The 19928-nt window shown below is 72.3% G+C and carries 15 protein-coding genes; 2 read left to right on the forward strand and 13 right to left on the reverse strand.

Annotated features, from left to right (window positions below; all coding sequences use genetic code 11):
- The first annotated feature begins 16 nt into the window (after positions 1 to 16).
- On the forward strand, positions 17 to 523 hold the full coding sequence (locus ACTVZO_RS44885; protein ID WP_443304386.1) for a flavin reductase family protein: 507 nt from the start codon (positions 17 to 19) through the stop codon (positions 521 to 523).
- Positions 524 to 634: 111 nt separating this feature from the next.
- On the opposite strand, the gene ACTVZO_RS44890 is transcribed toward ACTVZO_RS44885, so the two are convergent.
- The 10 genes from ACTVZO_RS44890 to ACTVZO_RS44935 form a co-directional block, all read right to left on the reverse strand.
- The gene (locus ACTVZO_RS44890) at positions 635 to 2239 is read right to left on the reverse strand and encodes an acyl-CoA carboxylase subunit beta (RefSeq protein ID WP_443304387.1); all 1605 of its coding nucleotides are present in this window, start codon (positions 2237 to 2239) and stop codon (positions 635 to 637) included.
- A 53-nt stretch (positions 2240 to 2292) separates the two neighbouring features.
- Entirely contained in the window at positions 2293 to 3711 is a 1419-nt protein-coding gene (gene ahcY, locus ACTVZO_RS44895; protein ID WP_443304388.1) for an adenosylhomocysteinase, read from the reverse strand.
- Between the two features lie 30 nt (positions 3712 to 3741).
- Entirely contained in the window at positions 3742 to 4608 is an 867-nt protein-coding gene (gene metF / locus ACTVZO_RS44900) for a methylenetetrahydrofolate reductase [NAD(P)H] (RefSeq protein ID WP_443304448.1), read from the reverse strand.
- An 82-nt stretch (positions 4609 to 4690) separates the two neighbouring features.
- Positions 4691 to 8146, reverse strand: coding sequence for a methionine synthase (gene metH / locus ACTVZO_RS44905; RefSeq protein WP_443304389.1), 3456 nt, complete (start codon positions 8144 to 8146; stop codon positions 4691 to 4693).
- Positions 8143 to 9129: a carbohydrate kinase family protein gene (locus ACTVZO_RS44910; RefSeq protein ID WP_443304390.1), complete on the reverse strand. Its 987-nt coding sequence runs from the start codon at positions 9127 to 9129 to the stop codon at positions 8143 to 8145. The genes metH and ACTVZO_RS44910 overlap by 4 nt, the downstream gene beginning before the upstream one ends.
- A 79-nt stretch (positions 9130 to 9208) precedes the next feature.
- Entirely contained in the window at positions 9209 to 10417 is a 1209-nt protein-coding gene (gene metK / locus ACTVZO_RS44915) for a methionine adenosyltransferase (RefSeq protein ID WP_443304391.1), read from the reverse strand.
- 162 nt (positions 10418 to 10579) lie between these two features.
- Positions 10580 to 12694 carry a condensation domain-containing protein gene (locus ACTVZO_RS44920; RefSeq protein WP_443304392.1) on the reverse strand — a complete coding sequence of 705 codons (2115 nt, stop codon included), beginning with the start codon at positions 12692 to 12694 and terminating at the stop codon, positions 10580 to 10582.
- 121 nt (positions 12695 to 12815) lie between these two features.
- On the reverse strand, positions 12816 to 13655 hold the full coding sequence (locus ACTVZO_RS44925; protein WP_443304393.1) for a 4'-phosphopantetheinyl transferase family protein: 840 nt from the start codon (positions 13653 to 13655) through the stop codon (positions 12816 to 12818).
- Between the two features lie 56 nt (positions 13656 to 13711).
- Positions 13712 to 15481, reverse strand: a complete 1770-nt coding sequence (locus ACTVZO_RS44930) for an acyl-CoA dehydrogenase (protein ID WP_443304394.1) — start codon at positions 15479 to 15481, stop codon at positions 13712 to 13714.
- 22 nt (positions 15482 to 15503) lie between these two features.
- Positions 15504 to 16463 (reverse strand): aromatase/cyclase, encoded by a 960-nt coding sequence (locus ACTVZO_RS44935; RefSeq protein ID WP_443304395.1) that lies wholly within the window; start codon positions 16461 to 16463, stop codon positions 15504 to 15506.
- A gap of 260 nt (positions 16464 to 16723) precedes the next feature.
- Here ACTVZO_RS44935 and ACTVZO_RS44940 point away from each other — a divergent pair, with 260 nt between their 5' ends.
- A complete protein-coding gene (locus ACTVZO_RS44940; RefSeq protein ID WP_443304396.1) occupies positions 16724 to 17488 on the forward strand; it encodes a thioesterase II family protein in 765 nt (254 codons plus the stop codon).
- Between the two features lie 16 nt (positions 17489 to 17504).
- Here the strand turns inward: ACTVZO_RS44940 and ACTVZO_RS44945 are convergent, their stop codons facing one another.
- From ACTVZO_RS44945 to ACTVZO_RS44955, 3 genes are all read right to left on the reverse strand, one after another.
- Entirely contained in the window at positions 17505 to 19145 is a 1641-nt protein-coding gene (locus ACTVZO_RS44945; RefSeq protein WP_443304397.1) for an FAD-dependent oxidoreductase, read from the reverse strand.
- Positions 19146 to 19158: 13 nt separating this feature from the next.
- Positions 19159 to 19473: an antibiotic biosynthesis monooxygenase family protein gene (locus tag ACTVZO_RS44950; protein ID WP_384228188.1), complete on the reverse strand. Its 315-nt coding sequence runs from the start codon at positions 19471 to 19473 to the stop codon at positions 19159 to 19161.
- An 87-nt stretch (positions 19474 to 19560) separates the two neighbouring features.
- A complete protein-coding gene (locus ACTVZO_RS44955; RefSeq protein WP_384228190.1) occupies positions 19561 to 19875 on the reverse strand; it encodes an antibiotic biosynthesis monooxygenase family protein in 315 nt (104 codons plus the stop codon).
- Positions 19876 to 19928: the final 53 nt, after the last annotated feature.

Consider the following 19928-nt stretch of genomic DNA (forward strand, 5'->3'; position numbering starts at 1 on the left):
AACGGACGGAACCCACATGCCGACCCGACTGCAAGAGAAGTGGCCCGCCGTCGACGGGGCGACTTTCAAGGAAGCCATGTCCCTGCTGGCGGCGCCGCTGACCGTGGTCACCACGCGTGACGCGGCCGGGCAGCCCTGGGGGTTCACCGCGAGCGCGGTGACCTCGGTGTCGCTGGAGCCGCCCCTCGTGCTGGTCGGCATCGCGCACACGTCCAGCTGCCACGAGGCGCTGACGCAGGTCCCCGAGTTCGTGATCAACGTGCTCGGGGACGAGCACCGCGAACTCGCGGGCCGCTTCGCGACCAGCGGCGTCGACCGGTTCGCCGGCGCGCCGCTGGAGGAGTGGCCGGACAGTCCCGGCCTGCCGCACGTCCCCGACGCGCTCGCACTGCGCTGCGCGCTCGCGGACCGGATCACCCTGGGCGACCACGACCTGCTGGTCGGCCGGGTGCTCGACATACGGCTGGCGGGCTCGGACCGGCCGCTCCTGTGGTACCAGCGGGCCTTCAGGACCGCCACCTGACCCCGCGCCCGCCCGGCGTGATCCGCCGGGCGGGCGCGGACACACGTGGAGCCGGGACGGGTGATCCCCGTCCCGGCTCCACTGCGTCGCGGACCCGCCGCGGCTGTGCGGCTAGATCGGCAGGTTGCCGTGCTTGCGGCTCGGCTGCGCGGCGTTCTTGGCGTGCAGCATGCCGAGGGTGGCGATCAGCCGGGAGCGGGTCTCGGCCGGATCGATGACGTCGTCCACCAGGCCGCGCTCGGCCGCGTAGTAGGGGTGCATCAGCTCCGACTGGTACTCCTTGATCCGCTGCGCCCGGGTCGCCTCGGGGTCCGCGGAGCCGGCGATCTCCCGACGGAAGATCACGTTCGCCGCGCCCTCCGCGCCCATCACCGCGATCTCGTTCGACGGCCAGGCCAGGGCCACGTCCGCGCCGATCGAGCTGGAGTCCATGACGATGTACGCACCGCCGTACGCCTTGCGCAGGACCAGGCTGATCCGCGGCACCGTGGCGTTGCAGTACGCGTACAGGAGCTTCGCGCCGTGCCGGATGATCCCCTGGTGCTCCTGGTCCACGCCCGGCAGGAATCCGGGCACGTCGATCAGGGTGACCAGCGGGATGGAGAACGCGTCGCAGAACTGCACGAACCGCGCGGCCTTCTCCGACGCGCCGATGTCCAGCACACCGGCCAGGTGCGACGGCTGGTTGGCCACCACGCCCACCAGCCGGCCGCCCAGCCGGGCCAGCGCGCAGACCATGTTCTGCGCCCACTGGCCGTGGACCTCGAAGTACTCGCCGTGGTCGACGATCTCCTCGATGACCTCGCGGATGTCGTAGCCCTGGGTGGGGCGCGCCGGCACCAGGTCGAGCAGCTTGTCGTTGCGGCGGTCCGCGGGGTCCTCCAGGTCGCCGGCCGGGGCCAGTTCGCGGTTGTTGGACGGCAGCAGGGACAGCAGGTGACGGACGTCCTCCAGGCAGCTGCGCTCGTCGTCGTAGACGAACGAGGCGACGCCGGACACCGCCGCGTGGCTGTCCGCGCCGCCCAGGTGCTCCATGGTCACGGCCTCGCCGGTGACGGCCTGGACGACGTCCGGCCCGGTGATGAACATCTGCGAGGTGCCGCGCACCATGAACACGAAGTCCGTCAGGGCCGGGGAGTACGCGGCGCCGCCGGCGCACGGGCCCAGGATCACCGAGATCTGCGGGATCACCCCGGAGCTGCGCACGTTGCGCCGGAAGATGCCGCCGTACCCGGCGAGGGCGGTCACGCCCTCCTGGATGCGGGCGCCGGCGCCGTCGCACAGGCCCACGATCGGGGCGCCGGCGGCCTCGGCGAGGTCCATCAGCTTGTGGATCTTCGCTGCGTGGGCCTCGCCCAGCGCGCCGCCGAAGATGCGGAAGTCGTGCGCGTAGGTGAAGACGGTGCGGCCGTGGACGGTGCCCCAGCCCGTCACCACACCGTCGGTGAAGGGCTTCTTGTCCTCCAGGCCGAAGCCCGTCGCACGGTGCCTGCGCAGGCCTTCGACCTCGCAGAAGGAGCCCTCGTCGAAGAGCACTTCGATGCGCTCGCGAGCGGTCAGTTTGCCCTTGGCGTGCTGCGCGGCCGTCGCCCGCTCGCTCGGTCCGGCCACGGCCAGGGCCCGTATCGCCGCAAGTTCCGTGGCGCGCTCTCGCAGACTCTCCAACTGACTCTCCTTGCCCCTTGCTCCGGTGGCCTGATTCCGGCGTTCCAGCATCCGGCCGGGCTCTCAAGCCCGGCTCGAACGCCGGTGTCCGCCGTGAGGGGCCGTCAGTAGCGGTAGTGGTCGGGCTTGTACGGGCCCTCGACCTTGACGCCGATGTACTCGGCCTGCTCCGGGCGCAGGGTGGTCAGGCGCACGCCCAGCGCGTCGAGGTGCAGGCGGGCGACCTTCTCGTCGAGGTGCTTGGGCAGCACGTAGACGTCGGTCGGGTACTCCGAGGGCTTGGTGAACAGCTCGATCTGCGCCAGCGTCTGGTCCGCGAACGAGTTCGACATCACGAAGGACGGGTGGCCGGTCGCGTTGCCCAGGTTGAGCAGACGGCCCTCCGACAGCACGATCAGGACCTTGCCGTCGGCGAACTTCCAGGTGTGGACCTGCGGCTTGACCTCGTCCTTGACGATGCCCTCGATCTTCGCGAGACCGGCCATGTCGATCTCGTTGTCGAAGTGGCCGATGTTGCCCACGATCGCCTGGTGCTTCATCTTGGCCATGTCCGAGGCCATGATGATGTCCTTGTTGCCGGTCGTGGTGATGAAGATGTCGGCCGTCTCCACCACGTCGTCCAGCGTGGCGACCTGGTAGCCGTCCATCGCCGCCTGCAGCGCGCAGATCGGGTCGATCTCGGTCACGATGACCCGCGCACCCTGGCCGCGCAGCGACTCGGCGGAGCCCTTGCCGACGTCGCCGTAGCCGCAGACCACGGCGACCTTGCCGCCGATCAGGACGTCGGTGGCACGGTTGATGCCGTCGACCAGGGAGTGGCGGCAGCCGTACTTGTTGTCGAACTTCGACTTCGTCACGGCGTCGTTCACGTTGATCGCCGGGAAGAGGAGCTCGCCCGCCTGGTGCATCTCGTAGAGGCGGTGGACGCCCGTGGTGGTCTCCTCGGTGACACCGCGGATGCCGTCGGCGAGCTTGACCCAGTCGATCGAGGTGCCGGCGAGCAGGCGCAGGACGAGGGCCATCTCCTCGTTGTCGGCGGTGGACGGGTCGGGGACCGCGCCGGCCTTCTGGTACTCGACGCCCTTGTGGACGAGGAGGGTGGCGTCACCGCCGTCGTCGAGGATCATGTTCGGGCCGTCGGCGCCGGGCCAGGTCAGCGCCTGCTCCGTGCACCACCAGTACTCGTCCAGCGTCTCGCCCTTCCAGGCGAAGACGGGGATGCCGGCGGCGGCGATCGCGGCGGCCGCGTGGTCCTGGGTCGAGTAGATGTTGCAGGAGACCCAGCGGACCTCGGCGCCGAGCGCGACGAGGGTCTCGATCAGCACGGCGGTCTGCACGGTCATGTGCAGGGAGCCGGTGATACGGGCGCCGGCCAGCGGCTGGGCCTGCGCGTACTCGGCGCGGATCGACATCAGGCCCGGCATCTCGTGCTCGGCGAGGGTGATCTCCTTGCGGCCGAACTCCGCGAGGGCGATGTCGGCGACCTTGTAGTCCGTGAAATCAGCAGGGGTCTGGCTGGTCATGGTGACTTACTCCGGTGATGGATGGCGGGGCTAGGAGGTGACGCCCAGGTTCTGGTGGATCTCGAGCGTCGCGGTGGAACGGTTGAGGGTGATGTAGTGGAGGCCCGGAGCACCTTCGGCCAGCAGGCGCTGGGCCATCGTGGTCGCGTACTCCACGCCCACCTTGTGCCCGTCGGCCGGGCTGTCCTGCACGGCCTCCAGGCGGCGGGCCAGGGCGTCGGGGAAGCGGGCGTCGCTGAGTTCGGCGAAGCGGAGGATCTGGCGCGCGTCGGTGGCGGGCATGATCTCGGGGATCACCGGGGTCAGGCAGCCCACCGAGTCCAGCCGGTCGCGCAGCCGCAGGTAGTCCTCGACGTGGAAGAACATCTGCGTGATCGCGTAGTCGGCGCCCGCCCTGCACTTCTCGGCGAAGTGCCGGACGTCCTCGGTCCAGCCCGGGGAGCGCGGGTGCCGTTCGGGGAACGCGGCCACGCCCACACTGAAGTCGCCCAGCTGCCGGATCATGCTGACCAGCTCGTGGGCGTGCGTGAAGCCCTGCGGATGCGGGGTCCACGTGCCCTTCGGGTCGCCCGGCGGGTCGCCGCGCAGCGCGAGCACGTCGCGGATGCCCGCGTCGGCGTACTGGCCGATGATGTGGCGCAGCTCGGCCCGGGAGTGGCCGACCGCCGTCAGGTGGGCGACGGGGCGCAGGGTGGTCTCGGCGGCGATCCGCTTGGTGACCTCGACGGTGCGGTCACGGGAGGAGCCGCCGGCCCCGTAGGTGACGGAGACGAAGGAGGGGGCGAAGGCCTCGATCCGGCGGATCGCGTTCCACAGGGTGCGCTCGCCCGCCTCGGTCTTGGGCGGGAAGAACTCGAAGGAGTACGAGCGCCGGCCGCTGGCCAGGATCTCGCGCACACCGGGCCGTGCCGCGGGGCGGAGCCGGACCAGGGTGGGGCGTTCTGCGACGACGGCAGCCAAGGGATCGTTCCTTCCGGTGTCAGCGTGCGTTGAAGTACGTGGCTTCGGGGTGGTGGATGACGATCGCGTCGGTGGACTGCTCCGGGTGCAGTTGGAACTCCTCCGACAGGTGCACGCCGATCCGTTCCGGCCTCAGCAGGTCGGCGATCTTCGCCCGGTCCTCGAGGTCGGGGCAGGCGGGGTAGCCCAGCGAGTAGCGGCAGCCCTGGTACTCGGTGCGGAACATGCCGGCCATGGAGGCCGGGTCGGACTGGGAGATGCCCAGTTCGGTGCGGACGCGGGCGTGCCAGTACTCGGCGAGGGCCTCGGCCAGCTGGACGGAGAGGCCGTGCAGCTCCATGTACTCGCGGTAGGCGTCGGCGGCGAAGAGCTGGGCCGTCTCCTCCCCGATGCGGCTGCCGACGGTGACGACCTGGAGGCCGACCACGTCGGTCTCGCCGGACTCCTCGGGGCGGAAGTAGTCGGCGAGGCACAGGCGGCGGCCGCGGCGCTGGCGCGGGAAGGTGAAGCGGGTCCGCTCCCCGCCGAACTCGTCGAGGATGATCAGGTCGTCGCCCTTGGACACGCAGGGGAAGTAGCCGTGCACGACGGCCGCTTCGAGGAGCCCGTCGGTGTGCAGCCGGTCGAGCCAGCCGCGCAGCCGGGGCCGTCCGTCCGTCTCGATGGTCTCGGCGTCCTTCAGGCCCCACTGGCCCTTGAACAGCGCGGTCTCGTCGAGCCAGGAGGCGTAGTCCTTGAGCGGGATGCCCTTGACCACGCGGGTGCCCCAGAACGGCGGGGCGGGCACCGGAGCGTCGACGGCCACGTCGGACCGGCCGCCCTCCTCGGGTTCCGCGACCAGGAACGGGGTGTCCCGCTTGGGTACGCGGCGCTGCTTCAGGGGCGGCAGCTCGACTCCGGGGACTCCGCGCTTGACTCCCATCAGGGCGTCCATGAGGCGCAGGCCTTCGAAGGCGTCGCGGGCGTAGCGGACTTCGCCCTCGTAGATCTCGTGGAGGTCCTGTTCGACGTAGGCGCGGGTGAGGGCGGCTCCGCCGAGGATGACCGGGTAGTCGGCGGCCAGCTTGCGCTGGTTGAGCTCCTCCAGGTTCTCCTTCATGATCACGGTCGACTTCACGAGCAGGCCCGACATGCCGATGACGTCGGCCTTGTGCTCCTGCGCGGCCTCCAGGATCGCCGAGACCGGCTGCTTGATCCCGATGTTCACGACGTTGTAGCCGTTGTTGGTGAGGATGATGTCGACGAGGTTCTTGCCGATGTCGTGGACGTCACCACGGACGGTGGCCAGCACGATCGTGCCCTTGCCCTCGTCGTCGGTCTTCTCCATGTGCGGTTCGAGGTAGGCCACGGCCGTCTTCATCACCTCGGCCGACTGGAGCACGAACGGCAGCTGCATCTGCCCGGAACCGAACAGCTCGCCGACGACCTTCATACCCTCCAGGAGGGTGTCGTTGACGATCTCCAGCGCCGGACGCGCCGTGAGCGCCTCGTCGAGATCGGCCTCCAGGCCGTTCTTCTCGCCGTCGATGATCCGCCGCTGGAGCCGTTCGTCGAGCGGCAGCGCGAGGAGCTCCTCGGCCCGGCCGGCCTTGAGCGACTTGGTGTTGACGCCCTCGAACAGCGCCATCAGCTTCTGCAGCGGGTCATAGCCCTCCGCACGCCGGTCGTAGATCAGGTCCAGGGCGGTGGTGACCTGCTCCTCGTCGAACCGGGCGATCGGCAGGATCTTCGACGCGTGCACGATCGCCGAATCCAGGCCGGCCTTCACACACTCGTCCAGGAACACCGAGTTCAGCAGCACACGGGCCGCCGGGTTCAGCCCGAAGGAGATGTTGGACAGACCCAGGGTCGTCTGGACGTCCGGGTGACGCCGCTTCAGCTCACGGATCGCCTCGATCGTCGCGATGCCGTCGCCCCGGGACTCCTCCTGACCCGTGCAGATCGTGAAGGTCAGGGTGTCGATGAGAATGTCCGACTCGCGGATCCCCCAGTTGGCCGTCAGATCACCGATCAGCCGCTCGGCGATGGCGACCTTGTGCTCGACGGTGCGGGCCTGGCCCTCCTCGTCGATGGTCAGCGCGATCAGCGCGGCACCGTGCTCCCGCGCCAGCGCGGTGACCTTCGCGAACCGCGACTCCGGCCCGTCACCGTCCTCGAAGTTCACCGAGTTGATGACCGCACGGCCGCCGAGCTTCTCCAGACCCGCCTGGATCACCGGCACCTCGGTCGAGTCCAGCACGATCGGCAGCGTCGAAGCCGTCGCGAACCGCCCCGCCAGCTCCTCCATGTCCGCGACACCGTCACGGCCCACATAGTCGACGCAGAGGTCGAGCATGTGCGCGCCCTCGCGGATCTGGTCGCGGGCCATCTCCACGCAGTCGTCCCAGCGGGCCTCCAGCATGGCCTCGCGGAACTTCTTCGACCCGTTGGCGTTGGTCCGCTCGCCGATCGCCATATACGAGGTGTCCTGGCGGAACGGCACCGTCTGATAGAGCGAGGCGGCCCCGGGCTCCGGCTGCGGGGTGCGCCCGGCAACCGCCGTGCCCCGGACCCGCTCCACCACCTGCCGCAGGTGCTCGGGGGTCGTACCACAGCAGCCGCCGACCAGCGAGAGACCGTACTCGCGGACGAACGTCTCCTGCGCGTCGGCGAGCTCCGCCGCGCTGAGCGGGTAGTGCGCGCCCTCCTTGGTCAGGACGGGCAGACCGGCGTTCGGCATGCAGGAGAGCGGGATGCGGGCGTTGCGGGCGAGGTAGCGCAGGTGCTCGCTCATCTCGGCGGGACCGGTCGCGCAGTTCAGGCCGATCATGTCGATGCCCAGCGGCTCCAGCGCCGTCAGCGCCGCACCGATCTCCGAACCCAGCAGCATCGTGCCGGTCGTCTCCACCGTCACCGAGCAGATCAGCGGCACGCAAACGCCCAGCGCCTCCATCGCCCGCCGGGCACCGATGATCGAGGACTTCGTCTGGAGCAGGTCCTGCGTGGTCTCCACCAGCAACGCGTCCGCCCCGCCGGACAACAGGCCCTCCGCGTTGATCTGGTACGCGTCGCGGATCTTGCCGTACGTGATGTGGCCGAGCGTCGGCAGCTTGGTGCCCGGGCCCATCGAGCCCAGCACCCAGCGCTGCTGCCCGGTCGAGGCGGTGAACTCGTCGGCGACCTCACGCGCGATGCGCGCACCCGCCTCCGACAGCTCGAAATTGCGCTCCGCGATGTCGTACTCGGCAAGCGCGGCGAAGTTCGTCCCGAAGGTGTTCGTCTCCACACAGTCCACACCCACCGCGAAGTACGCCTCGTGAACGGTGCGCACGATGTCGGGGCGGGTGACGTTGAGAACCTCGTTACAACCCTCCAGCTGCTGGAAATCCTCCATCGAGGGATCCTGTGCCTGAAGCATCGTCCCCATGGCCCCGTCGGCGACGACCACACGGGTCGCGAGCGCCTCCCGGAGGGCATCGGCCCGGGTCCGGCTCATGCCAGCGCTCGCAGCGCCGGGCCCAGCAGCCGGGCCGACTCGGTGCCGTAGACCGCGGCGACGGTGGCCAGCAGCCGTTCGCCGTCGACCTCGTAGTCCTGCGGGCCCACGGCCTCCAGCGCCAGCGCGGCCATCGCACAGCCGAGCTGCGCGGCCGTCTCCAGCGGCAGGTACCAGCTGACGGCGGCGAGGAACCCGGCCCGGAAGGCGTCGCCGACGCCCGTCGGGTCCTCGGGCCGGACGTCGGGGACGGCCGGCACGGTGAGGGCGGGTTCGCCCTTGCGCTCGATGCGGACGCCCTCGCCGCCCAGGGTGGTCACCCAGATGCCGACGCGTTCGAGGATCTCCTCCACGTCCCAGCCGGTGCGCTCGCGCAGCAGCGCGGCCTCGTACTCGTTGGTGAACAGCCAGCGCGCCCCCGTCACCAGCTCCCGTACCTCGTCGCCGTCGAGACGGGCGAGCTGCTGGGAGGGGTCGGCGGCGAACGCGATGCCCAGCCCGCGGCACTGGCGGGTGTGCCGGAGCATCGCGGCCGGGTCGTTGGGCGAGACCAGCACCAGGTCGACGGGGTCGTCCCCGGGTCCGGTGAGGCCGCGCAGGTCGATCTCGGCCGCCTCCGCCATCGCGCCGGCGTAGAAGGACGCGATCTGGTTGGCGTCCTCGTCGGTCATGCACATGAAGCGCGCGGTCTGGCGGGTGCCGGAGACGTACACCCCGCTGGTGTCGACTCCGTGCTCCTTGAGCCAGACCTCGTACTCGTGGAAGTCGACGCCCACCGCCCCGGCGAGGACGGGGGCCAGACCCAGTCCGCCGAGCCCGTAGGCGATGTTGGCCGCCACCCCGCCCCGCCGCACCTCGAGCGAGTCGACGAGGAACGAGAGCGAGAGGTGCTCCAGCTGGTCCGGGAGCAGCTGGTCGACGAACCGGCCTGGGAAGGCCATGAGGTGATCCGTGGCGATGGATCCAGTCACCGCGATACGCACGTGGTCTCTCCTGATCGGGACGGGGAGGGTGCCGGTGCCCCGCCGTCGGCGGGGCGTTGGGGGGGTGGTCGTACAGGGGTCAGCGGGCGACGGCGGCCTTGAGCTGCTCGGCGCGGTCGGTGCGCTCCCAGGTGAAGTCCGGCAGCTCGCGGCCGAAGTGGCCGTAGGCGGCGGTCTGGGCGTAGATCGGGCGCAGCAGGTCGAGGTCGCGGATGATCGCGGCCGGGCGGAGGTCGAAGACCTCGCCGATGGCGTCCTCGATCTTCTGGGTGTCGACCTTGGCGGTGCCGAAGGTCTCGACGAACAGGCCGACGGGCTCGGCCTTGCCGATGGCGTACGCGACCTGGACCTCGCAGCGCGAGGCGAGACCGGCGGCGACCACGTTCTTGGCGACCCAGCGCATCGCGTACGCGGCGCTGCGGTCGACCTTCGACGGGTCCTTGCCCGAGAAGGCGCCGCCGCCGTGGCGGGCCATGCCGCCGTACGTGTCGATGATGATCTTGCGGCCGGTCAGGCCGGCGTCGCCCATCGGGCCGCCGATCTCGAAGCGGCCGGTCGGGTTCACCAGCAGGCGGTAGCCCTCGGTGTCCAGCTTGATGCCGTCCTCGGCCAGCTGGGCCAGCACGTACTCGACCACGTGCTCCTGGATGTCGGGGGTCAGCAGGCCCTCGAGGTCGATGTCGGAGGCGTGCTGCGAGGAGACGACCACGGTGTCGAGGCGGACCGCGCTGTCACCGTCGTACTCGATGGTGACCTGGGTCTTGCCGTCGGGGCGCAGGTAGGGGAGCGTGCCGTTCTTGCGGACCTCGGACAGGCGGCGGGAGAGCCGGTGCGCGAGGTGGATCGGCAGCGGCATCAGCTCGGGGGTCTCGTCGGTGGCGTAGCCGAACATCAGGCCCTGGTCGCCGGCGCCCTGCTTGTCGAGCTCGTCCTCATCACCTTCGACCCGCTTCTCGTACGCGGTGTCGACGCCCTGCGCGATGTCCGGGGACTGCGCGCCGATGGAGACGGAGACGCCGCAGGACGCGCCGTCGAAGCCCTTGGCGGAGGAGTCGTAGCCGATCTCGAGGATCTTGTCGCGGACCAGCTGCGGGATCGGGGCGTAGGCCTTCGTCGTCACCTCGCCGGCGATGTGCACGAGACCGGTGGTGATGAGGGTCTCGACGGCGACCCGGGAGGTGGGGTCCTGGGTGAGGAGGGCGTCGAGGATCGTGTCGCTGATCTGGTCGGCGATCTTGTCGGGGTGGCCCTCGGTGACGGACTCGGAGGTGAACAGTCGGCGGGACATAGTGCTCCAGGGTGGGAGAGGACGCTCGGCCCGTGGCAGAGCGGCGGTGGGAGAGCGGGCGGACGAGGTGCGCGTGCCCGCGTCGGCAGGCGGCGGCCGCAGGGCGGGGACACCTCCCTGCGGCTCCCCGGACGGAGTCCGGGGGAGGCGGCCGGGGAAGGCTCAGCCGGGCCTCGCGGTCGCGGAGGTCAGCGCGAGGGTCAGGGCGCGGGCGGAGTCCGGGCCGCCGTCGGCGGCGCCGGCGATCACCACGAACGGCGGGTACCAGCCGTGCGCGGCGATCCGGTCGGCGATCTCGCAGGCGAGGGCGCCCGCTCCGGAGAAGCAGGCCAGTACGAGGGGCTCGCCGGCGGCGAGCGCGGGGCGCAGCCCGGTCAGGAAGTCCGCGGCGTCCGCCGGGGCGCTCAGCGTGGCCAGCGCCTCCGGTCCCTGGTGGAGACCGGCGAGCCCGTTGTAGCAGTCCGGCGCGGCGCCCGGCGGCGGGACCAGGCAGATCGTGCCGGCGCCCGGGTGGGCGGCCTCGCGCAGCAGGCGCAGCGCGCCGGTCGGACGGATGGTGACCGGGGGCACGCGGGCCCCGGAGAGCAGCCCGAGCGCCTCCGCTACGGTCGTGGACCCCTCGGCGGAGAAGGGGAGTTCGCGCAGCAGGCCGGCGGTCTGCGACAGGATCAGCGCGGCCGCGTTGTCGGACAGCCGGGTGCGGTCGTGCACGGCGGTCAGCACCAGGGAGCCGTCCGCCTCGTGCCGGGCGGACAGCGTGAAGGGCACACCGGTGAGCGGGCCGACGGCCTCGGGCGGGTCCACCCGGACGCCCTCGGCGGCGAGCTCCTCGCGGTACGCGTTCTCCCCGTATCCGTACCCGTACCCGGATCCGGGCCCGTACCCGCGCTCGCGCTGCGCCGGGGGCTCGAACACGATCAGGGACTCGGTGATCCGGCCCGCGGCCGGGGAGGTGCCCGCCCAGGCCTGGATCTGGCCCGCGGACACCCATTCGTAGGCGGCCGCGTCCAGCACCCGGCAGGTCAGGTCGTCGAGCAGCCGCCGCACGGTCGAGGCCGGGTCGACGACGACGTGCACGGGCAGCGGGTTGCGCATCGGGCCCGGCAGCGCCTCGGCGCCCTCCAGGAGGATGCCGCGGCCCGAGAGGGTGACGGCGAAGGCCACGGGGCGCGGGCTCGCGTCGAGGTCGGCGGCCGGCCGGTAGAGCTGGAGGGCCCACGCGGCGTGCAGCGCGGTGCTCTCGGTCGCACCCCACTGGGCCGCCCATTCGCGCAGCCGGACCGCCTCGGTGGCGGTGAGCGTGTGCCGGGTCCGGCCGTGGCCGAGCCGCCCGGTGGTGCGGGCCGCGGGCCGGGCGGGCAGGGTCGCGGCTCCGGGCACGGGCGCGGCCCGCGACCAGTACGCGCGGGCGGGTCCCAGGTCCTGTGCGCCCAGCCAGTGCAGGTGGTCGCGTACGTCGGGGCGGCGGTCCCCGCCGGGCACCCGGCCGTCGGCGAGGTAGGCCCGGTAGAAGGCACCGAGCAGGGTGCGGATGCTGCTGCGGTCCAGCAGCACCTGGTGATGGGTGATCAGGATCCGGGTGGAGCGCGCGTCGCCGCCCCGCGCGGCCGGCGGGTCGTCGAGGAGGGCGATGCGCAGCGGCCCGGGATGGCGCAGGTCGAAGCTGCGGACGCGCTCGTCGGCCAGCAGGGTGTCCCAGTCGGTCTCGTCGTGCCGGTGGCGGCGGATCTCCACGGCGGCGTACGGATGGACGGCGATCCGCGGGCCGGTGTCGCGCACGGGCCGGGCCAGCGCGGCGCGCAGCACCGCCTCGCGGTCGGCGAGCGACTGCCAGGCGGCGGTGAACCGGTCCGCGTCCAGGGGGCCGTGCCAGCGCCAGTACACCTGCCCGACGTGCAGCCCGGCGCCGGGCCGGGCCAGCGTGTCGAGCAGGACGTCGCACTGGAGCGGGGCGGCGGGGGCGGTGGCCAGGACCGCTTCGGGCGCGTCGGCGAAGCCGGGCCGCCCGGAGTGCGGGCGGCGGCCGGCGCCGCGGCGCGGGCCGGGCGCGGTGTCCGCGGAGTGCGGCGCGGCCAGCAGGTCCGCGAGGGTACCCGCGGGGAACGGCGGCGGGGGCAACTCGAGCGTGTGGTGGGTGTCGGTGTGCCGGTGCAGCGTCGGGGTGCACGGCGGCAACGCCGCGAGCGCCGCCTCCAGGGCCCGGTGCGTGAGCGGGCCGTGGAGGTCGAGCGAAGGCGGCGGTCCGGGAGTGACGATCACCGTCACGGGCGCGGCCATGTGCTCCCTCCTCGGTCGGCTGTGCGCAACGGGCATGGACATGGACATGGAAAGGTCCCGGAGTATGCGAGCGGCGGCCACGCGGCGCTGACGCGCCGCTGACACGGCCTGCTCATCCGGTTCACGCGCGGGCCAGGCCTTCCTCGACCGCGCCCATGAAGCCCTCGTCGAGCATGGTGTGGACGGCGGTGTCGCGGGCGGCGTCCAGCCCGGTGTCGTGGCAGGCCACGCTCACCAGGTAGCGGTCGGCGAGCACCGGGAAGGTCGCGAACGCCCACTCGCCGCGGGAGGCGGGGGAACCGTCGGGCGCGAGCAGCCGGCCGCTCTCCAGACCGAAGCCGAATTCGGTGAAGCCCAGCCGCAGTCCCTGCCCCAGTGCCTTGGTGTAGGCCTCCTTCAGGGTCCACAGCCGCAGCAGCTCGGAGGTCTGGCGGTCCTGCGACATGCGGGTGAGCTCCGCGTGTTCCGCGGGGGTGCACATGTGGTCGTGGAACAGCTCGAAGGAGATCTTGCGCTTGGCGGACTCCGTGTCGACACCGATCCGGCCCGTCCTGCTGACGCCGACCACGATCAGGTCGTCGGTGTGGCTCAGGCTGATGTCTATCTGGTCGAATCCGCGGATGTACGGCCTTCCACCGATTTTGTACGCGAGGTCGAGCGCGGCCGGTTCCGTCCTCAAGGCCGCGGCGGCCGTGTACTTCACGACCATGCGGGAGGCGACGAAGCAGTAGCGCATCGCCGCGTTCTCGGTGCGCCGGTAGCGCTGCCAGTCACGGCCGAGCAGCGGGCGCAGCTCGGAGTCGGACAGGGCCGCGGTCAGCCATTCGCCCCAGGTCGCGAACACGACGGCACTGCCGTCGCGTTCGAGGTTCTCGCGCACCCTGTCCCAGGGCCCGCCGGGTCCGGCGACGTGGATCGGCGGCGCGATGGTCCGCTCTTCCCATGCGGTTTCGTGAGGCATGGACTGGTTCCCTCCCTGGATGTCCCGGCTCCCCCGCTGGTCGTCGTGCACTGGTCTCACTGGGTCAGCTCGCTGCCGTCGAGGTCGCAGCTGAGGCCCCCGCGGTAGCGGCGTATGAGTTCGTCCAGCACCTGGTGCAGACAGCTCTCGGGCAGCTCGGGGACGACGATGCCCAGCCGCCCGGCGAGCCGGGACAGCGCGAGGACCGCCCACGCGGGGTCGGCGAGGAAGGCGTCGGCGCCGTCCTGCCCCTCCCAGATGCCCAGGACGGCGGCGGCCGCCTGCACGATCGCGTACCGGTCGCTGAGGATCACCGCGGCCGGGTCGGTCAGGGCGGCCCGGGTGGCGGGCATGGCCGCGCACTCGGAGCGCAGCGCCCGCAGCTCGTTGACGAAGCCCTCGGCGAGGTCGCAGAGGACGGCCATCTGGCCGCCGACGCCCCGGGTCGCGGCCAGCCGGCCGGCCGACCCGATGAGCGAGGCGGACAGGAAGTCCTCGCCGCTGGCGATGCCCAGCAGCCGGTAGTCGAGCACGGGCAGGGTCGCCCCGCTGCGGAACAGCTCGGGCGGCGGCTCCTCGGCGAGGAACCAGGAGCGCTGGGCGAGGCTGCGCAGCTGGGGGACGATGACGGCGTGGCAGGCGGCCGTGCCGGCGTGGCCCAGGCCCGCGACGGGCAGGTCGCGCACCAGCTTGTCGACGGACCCGTATTGCGGGCTGCCGTGTTCGTAGCCGTGCGCGCCGAGCACGGTGGCGAGCTCCTCCAGGCTCTCGCGCAGCAGGTCCGGCACCACGTACTTGACGGCCGCGGCCAGGATGTGGGCGCGCTCGGGCAGCAGGCTGAGCGAGCGCAGCGCGACGGTGGCCATGCTGTCGCAGGCCAGCAGGTCGGCGAAGACCCCGGCGAGCGGCTTGTGCCAGCGCTTGGCCACGGGAGTGCTGCGTCCGGTGGACGCGGCGCGCACGGCCGAGCGCAGCACGGTGTCGGCGGCCGCGATGGCCACGCCCGGGATGAGGCAGCGGTTGACCTGGAAGGTGCGCAGGGCCAGCGAGACGCCTTCGCCCGGGCTGCCGACCAGGGCGTCCCCGGGGACCGGGCAGCCGGTGAACTCCAGGCCGGAGAAGATGCCGCCGCGCATGCCGGGGGTGGGTACGCGGCGCAGGTGCCGCAGGCCACCGGCGGGCAGCTCCGCGGGGTCCAGGAGCAGGACGGAGTGGCTGCGGGGACCGCGTTCGGGCGCGGTGCGGGCGTAGACCACGTACGCGCCCGCCCGCGACGCGTTCATGATCACGTCCTTGCGGCCGTCGAGGGTGTAGCCGCCGCTCGGGTCCGGGGCGGCGACGAGCTCGTCGCGCAGGATGGCGTTGGCGTGGGCGAGTTCGTGGTGGACGATCGAGGCCCGTCCGCCGCCGAGCAGCAGGTCGGCCGTCCGCTCGCGCTGGTGTGCGGTGCCGGCGGCCCAGACCGGCGCGGTCGCGAAGAGCGAGGTGATGCCGAAGCCGAAGCCGAGGGCCAGGTCCCGGCGGAAGACCGGGCGCAGCACCTTGGCGAGCAGGTCGGCGCGGGTGAGCCGGCCGCCGAACTCGGCCGGGACGAACTCGGCCGCGAGTCCGGTCCCGGTCAGCAGCCGTTCGGTGGCGGCCGGGAGCTCCCCGCGGGAGTCGGCGGCGCACAGTGCGGCGATGCCGTGCGGGTTGGCGGGGTCCTCGGGGGCGCCGAGGAGGGCCTCCAGCCGGGCGGCCCGGCGCAGCGCCGCCGCCTCGTGGGAGGCGGAGGCGGAGGCGGGAGTGGCCGACGTCTCGTCCGGGGCGTGCAGGGAGATGGTCATGGCGGTGTTGATCAACTCCCGTTCAGAGGGTCCTGATGGTGGATTCCGCGTGCCGCTTGGCGAGGTCCAGGACGGTGGCGCTCTGCCCGGCGAGCAGGTCGCGCACGTGCCGGCGCGCCTCCTCGATCCCGGCGCCCCGGCCCAGGACCGCTTCGACGGCCTCCGCGCGCAGCAGCACGTTGTGCCGGGCGAGGGCGGTGACGCCCGTCTCGTCCGGGATGACCGACCATTCCCCGGTGTGCGCCTCCAGCAGCAGCGGGGTCCGCGTCTGCTTGTGGACGATCCGGAAGGCGTGCGGAAAACAGATCCGCACCTCCTGGGTGGTCTGCGCGGCCCGGTCCCTCGCGGACACGGTGTCCATCGAGACCACCTGCACACCCGGCCGCTCCTCGGCGACGTCGGCGCGGGCCACGTGCGGGACCTGGCCCGGCCAGTCCGCGATGCCGTAGAGGAAGTCGTAGACGAGCTCCGCCGGCCCCTTGACGCGTACGGTCTCCTCGACCGTCAGCAACAGGGAGTCCAGCGCGGTCCAGCGTTCGGCGGTCTCCTTGAGCCGCGCCAGCTCGGCCCGGCTGTTGTCGTCCGTCGCCCGCTCCACCCAGGACAGGTCCTCGGGCCGGTCGTCGGCGACGGTGAACTCGTGGTCCAGCGTCAGCCGCGAGCGTCCGGTGCCCAGCGCCTCGACCGACCAGCGGCCGCCCAGCGACAGGGCGGGCCCGGCCGGGACCTCCTGGTGGAAGTCGATGCGGTGGGCCTGCGCGTCCAGAGTGCGGCGCGACAGCCAGGACTTGACGGTGCCGTTGGCGGTCACCCACATCTGGAACCGGTCGCGGATCCCGTCGAAGTCGAGACGTTCGACGTGGATGCTAGACGGTACGAACAGCGGCCACTGGGTGGTGTCCGCGATCAACCCGTAGACCACGCCTGCCGGCGCGTCCACCTCCACCGAGTACGTCCTGCGGTGCACTCGCTCACCCGTCATCGGCTCAACCTCTCTCGCCCTGGCTCTCGACACTGACAAGATCCGCCGGAGACCCGCTTGAATCCCTCTCGACTTCCAGGCCCCCTCGAGGGGCCCGGCGGCCCCACGGCCGCGGCAGCGGCGGAGATCCGCTCAAGGCCGCGTCGAGGGGACGGCCGCCCCGGCGGGTCCGGGGTTTCGCCCGGCCGCCGGGCCCGGCACCCTGGAACAGGTCATCAGGAGTGACCGGGAACGACCGGGAACGGCGAGCGGAGAAGCAATTGAACGGGCCCAGCGGCGATCCGGAGTGGTTCCGCGTCTTCAGTCCCGCCCCCGACGCGGCCGTGCGCCTGGTCTGCCTGCCCCACGCGGGCGGCTCCGCCAGCTTCTACTTCCCCGTCGCCAAGGCGCTCTCGCCCTCGGTCGAGGTGCTCGCCGTGCAGTACCCCGGCCGCCAGGACCGGCGCATGGAACCGCTGGTCGAGGACATCAACACCCTCGCCGACCGGATCGCCGAGGAGCTCTCCGGCTACCGGGACAAGCCGCTGGCCCTCTTCGGGCACAGCATGGGAGCCGTCCTCGGCTTCGAGATCACCCAGCGCCTCGAAGCCCGCGGTGAGGGGCCCGTCGAACTGTTCGTCTCGGGCCGCCGCGCCCCCACCGCGCCCCGTTCCGAGCGCTGGCACGGCGCCACCGACGCCGAACTGGTCGCCGAGATCAAGTCCCACCAGGCGGCGGGCTCCGAACTGCTGGACGACCCGGAGATGCGGGCGATGCTGCTGCCGACGATCCGCGCCGACTACAAGGCCGTGGAGACGCACGTCTACCGGCCCGGCGCCGCGGTGCGCTGCCCCGTGACGGCGTTCACCGGCGACGCCGACCCCAAGGTCACCGTCGAGGAGGCGCTGGCCTGGCAGGAGCACACCTCGGGCGACTTCCACTCGGAGGTCTTCACCGGCGGGCACTTCTACCTGAGCGACCACATCACCGCCATCCTGCGCACCGTGTCGGCGCGGCTGACCGCCTCGCTCGCCGGCGCCGTCTGACCGCCGGGGGGCGGTTTCAGACGGCGTCGGCGGGCTCGCGTACCCGCAGGGCCTCGGAGCCCAGCGGGGCCAGCGCCGTACGCAGGATCCCGCCGGTCAGCGAGGCCCCGCTGGCGGCGAAGTACCCGTCGGGCCGGATCAGCACCCAGCCGCCGGGCACCAGGCCCAGCTCCTGGCGCAGCCGCCCGTCCGGATCGGCCAGCGCTCCCGGGCCCTCGCCCGGCGCCCCGCCGACCGTCCGCACCGACAGCCACGGCCCGTAGGAGGCCGCGGCGTCGGCCGCGGCGGCTCCGGCAGCGGCCGGGCCGCCCGCGGCGTACAGCAGGGCCCAGCGGGTGTCGCGCAGTTCCGCCTGGAGCGCGTCCGCGCCCGGGTCACCGGGGAAGCGGGCGGCGGCGGCCGAGGCGCGGCTGCCCGCCGGAGCCGCGATGCCCGGGTCCGGGAGGGTCAGCGAGGACTCGGGGTAGGCCAGGCGCAGCCCGGACATGCCGCCGAGCACCTTGCGCTGGATGGCCCGGCGCAGCGGCGGGACGTTGCGCACCACGCCCATGACGACCGGCAGCATCACCCCGGCCATGACGTTCTTGAACTGGACCAGGAAGGTGGCCGTACGGGTGCTGCCGAGCAGCGCCTTGCCCACCGGCACGCGCTCCTCGCCGTAGGTGTCGAGCAGTTCGCGCCCGGCAAAGCCCTGCTCGACCTGGGCGAGTTTCCACGCCAGGTTGTAGGCCTCCTGCACACCGGTGTTCATGCCCTGCCCGGAGGCGGGGCTGTGCACGTGGGCGGCGTCGCCGGCGACGAAGCAGCGGCCCTCGTGCATCCGGGGCACCATGCGCTGCTGGAAGGTGAAGACGGAGGTCCACTGCGGCTCCCCCACGCTCACGCTCTGGCCGAGGCCCGCGCTGAGCTTGGCACCGAAGCGGTGCGCGACGCCGCCCGCCGCGTCACCGGCGGGCGCGGTGTCCAGCAGCCGCCAGTGGCCTTCGCGGCTGTACGGCACCATCATCATCGCCTGGCGGCCGGTGTGCACCCAGTAGATGCTGTCCTGTGCGAGGCCGGTGACCACCGGCGCGTCGGCCAGCTCCCAGGTCTCGCTGGACTCGCCGAGCAGCGGCAGCTCCAGCTGCTTGCGGACCGTGCTGTGGCCGCCGTCGCAGCCGATCAGCCAGGGGACCTCGTACTCCTCCCGCGTGCCGTCCGCCCGTTCCAGGCGGGCCCGCACCCCGGAGGGGTCCTGGGTGAGGCCGGTCAGGCGCACGCCCCATTCGATGCCGACGCCGAGCCGGGTCACGGCCTCGCGCAGCACCGCTTCGGTGCGGGTCTGCTCGATGATGACGGTGTACGGGTAACGGGTGGGCATGGAGGCGTAGTCGGCGTCGAGCCGCACCAGCCTGCGCCCGCGCGCGAACATCGTGAAGGCGCGGTTGTGGCGCCCGGCCTCGATGACCGGCGCCACGACGCCCATCTGGTCGAAGGTCTCCAGGGTGCGCGGGTGCACGGCCACCGCGCGGCTGGTGCGGGCGGGCCCGTCGGCGCCGTCGATCAGCCGCACCCGCAGGCCCCTGCGGGCCAGTTCGTGGGCGGCCGTCAGACCGACCGGCCCGGCGCCGACGACCAGGACCTCGGCGGCCCCGGTCCCGGTCCGGGGCCCGGTCACGTCCTGGGCCTGATCAGGCATAGGTGCCGGCCGCGTCGAGGCGGGCGCCGACCGGGACCACCTCGTAGAGGCCGGCCTCGGTGGTGACGAGCGGGGAGAGCTTGGCGGCGAGGGCCTGGAACTCCGCGCTGCCCACGGCGGCCTCGTACTGGTCGAGGTCGTTCCAGTGGGCGATCTCGATGAAGAGGCCGGGCTGGCCGAGGTTGCGCAGCGTGCGGTTGCCGACGTGGCCCTCGGTCGCGGCGAGGTGGGCCGTGACCGGGTCCTTGGCGGCCAGGAACTCGTTGATGTCGCCGACAACGGTCATCTTCTTGATCAAAGTCACCATGGTGGGTCTCTCCTCAAATCGGGGTGGCAGCGGTGGGGATGAAAAAGGGGGGACGGACGGTCCGGGGCCCGGGGTCCGGGGTCCGGATCAGGCGTAGGTGCCGTCCTCCTGCAGGCGGGCGCCCGCCTCGACCACCTCGTAGAGGCCCGGCTCGGGCGTGGCGAGCGCGGCCAGCGGGGCGACGAGGGAGCGGAACTCCGCGCTGCCCACGGCGGCCTGGTGGGCGGCCTGGTCGTCCCAGTGGGCGACCTCGACGAAGACGCCGGGCTCGTTCAGGTTGCGCAGGGTGCGGTTGCCGATGTGGCCCGGCTGCGAGCTCATGAAGGCCGTGATCGGCTCCTTGGCGGCCAGGAACTCGTTGACGTCGCCCTGCACGGTCAGCTTGTTGATGAAGGTGGTCATGGTCTCTCCTCGGGTAGCGGCGGGTGGTGGTGAAGACGGTGGACGGTACGGGG

This window comes from Streptomyces sp. IBSNAI002 (assembly GCF_052244475.1).
In the GTDB taxonomy this organism is placed as follows: domain Bacteria; phylum Actinomycetota; class Actinomycetes; order Streptomycetales; family Streptomycetaceae; genus Streptomyces.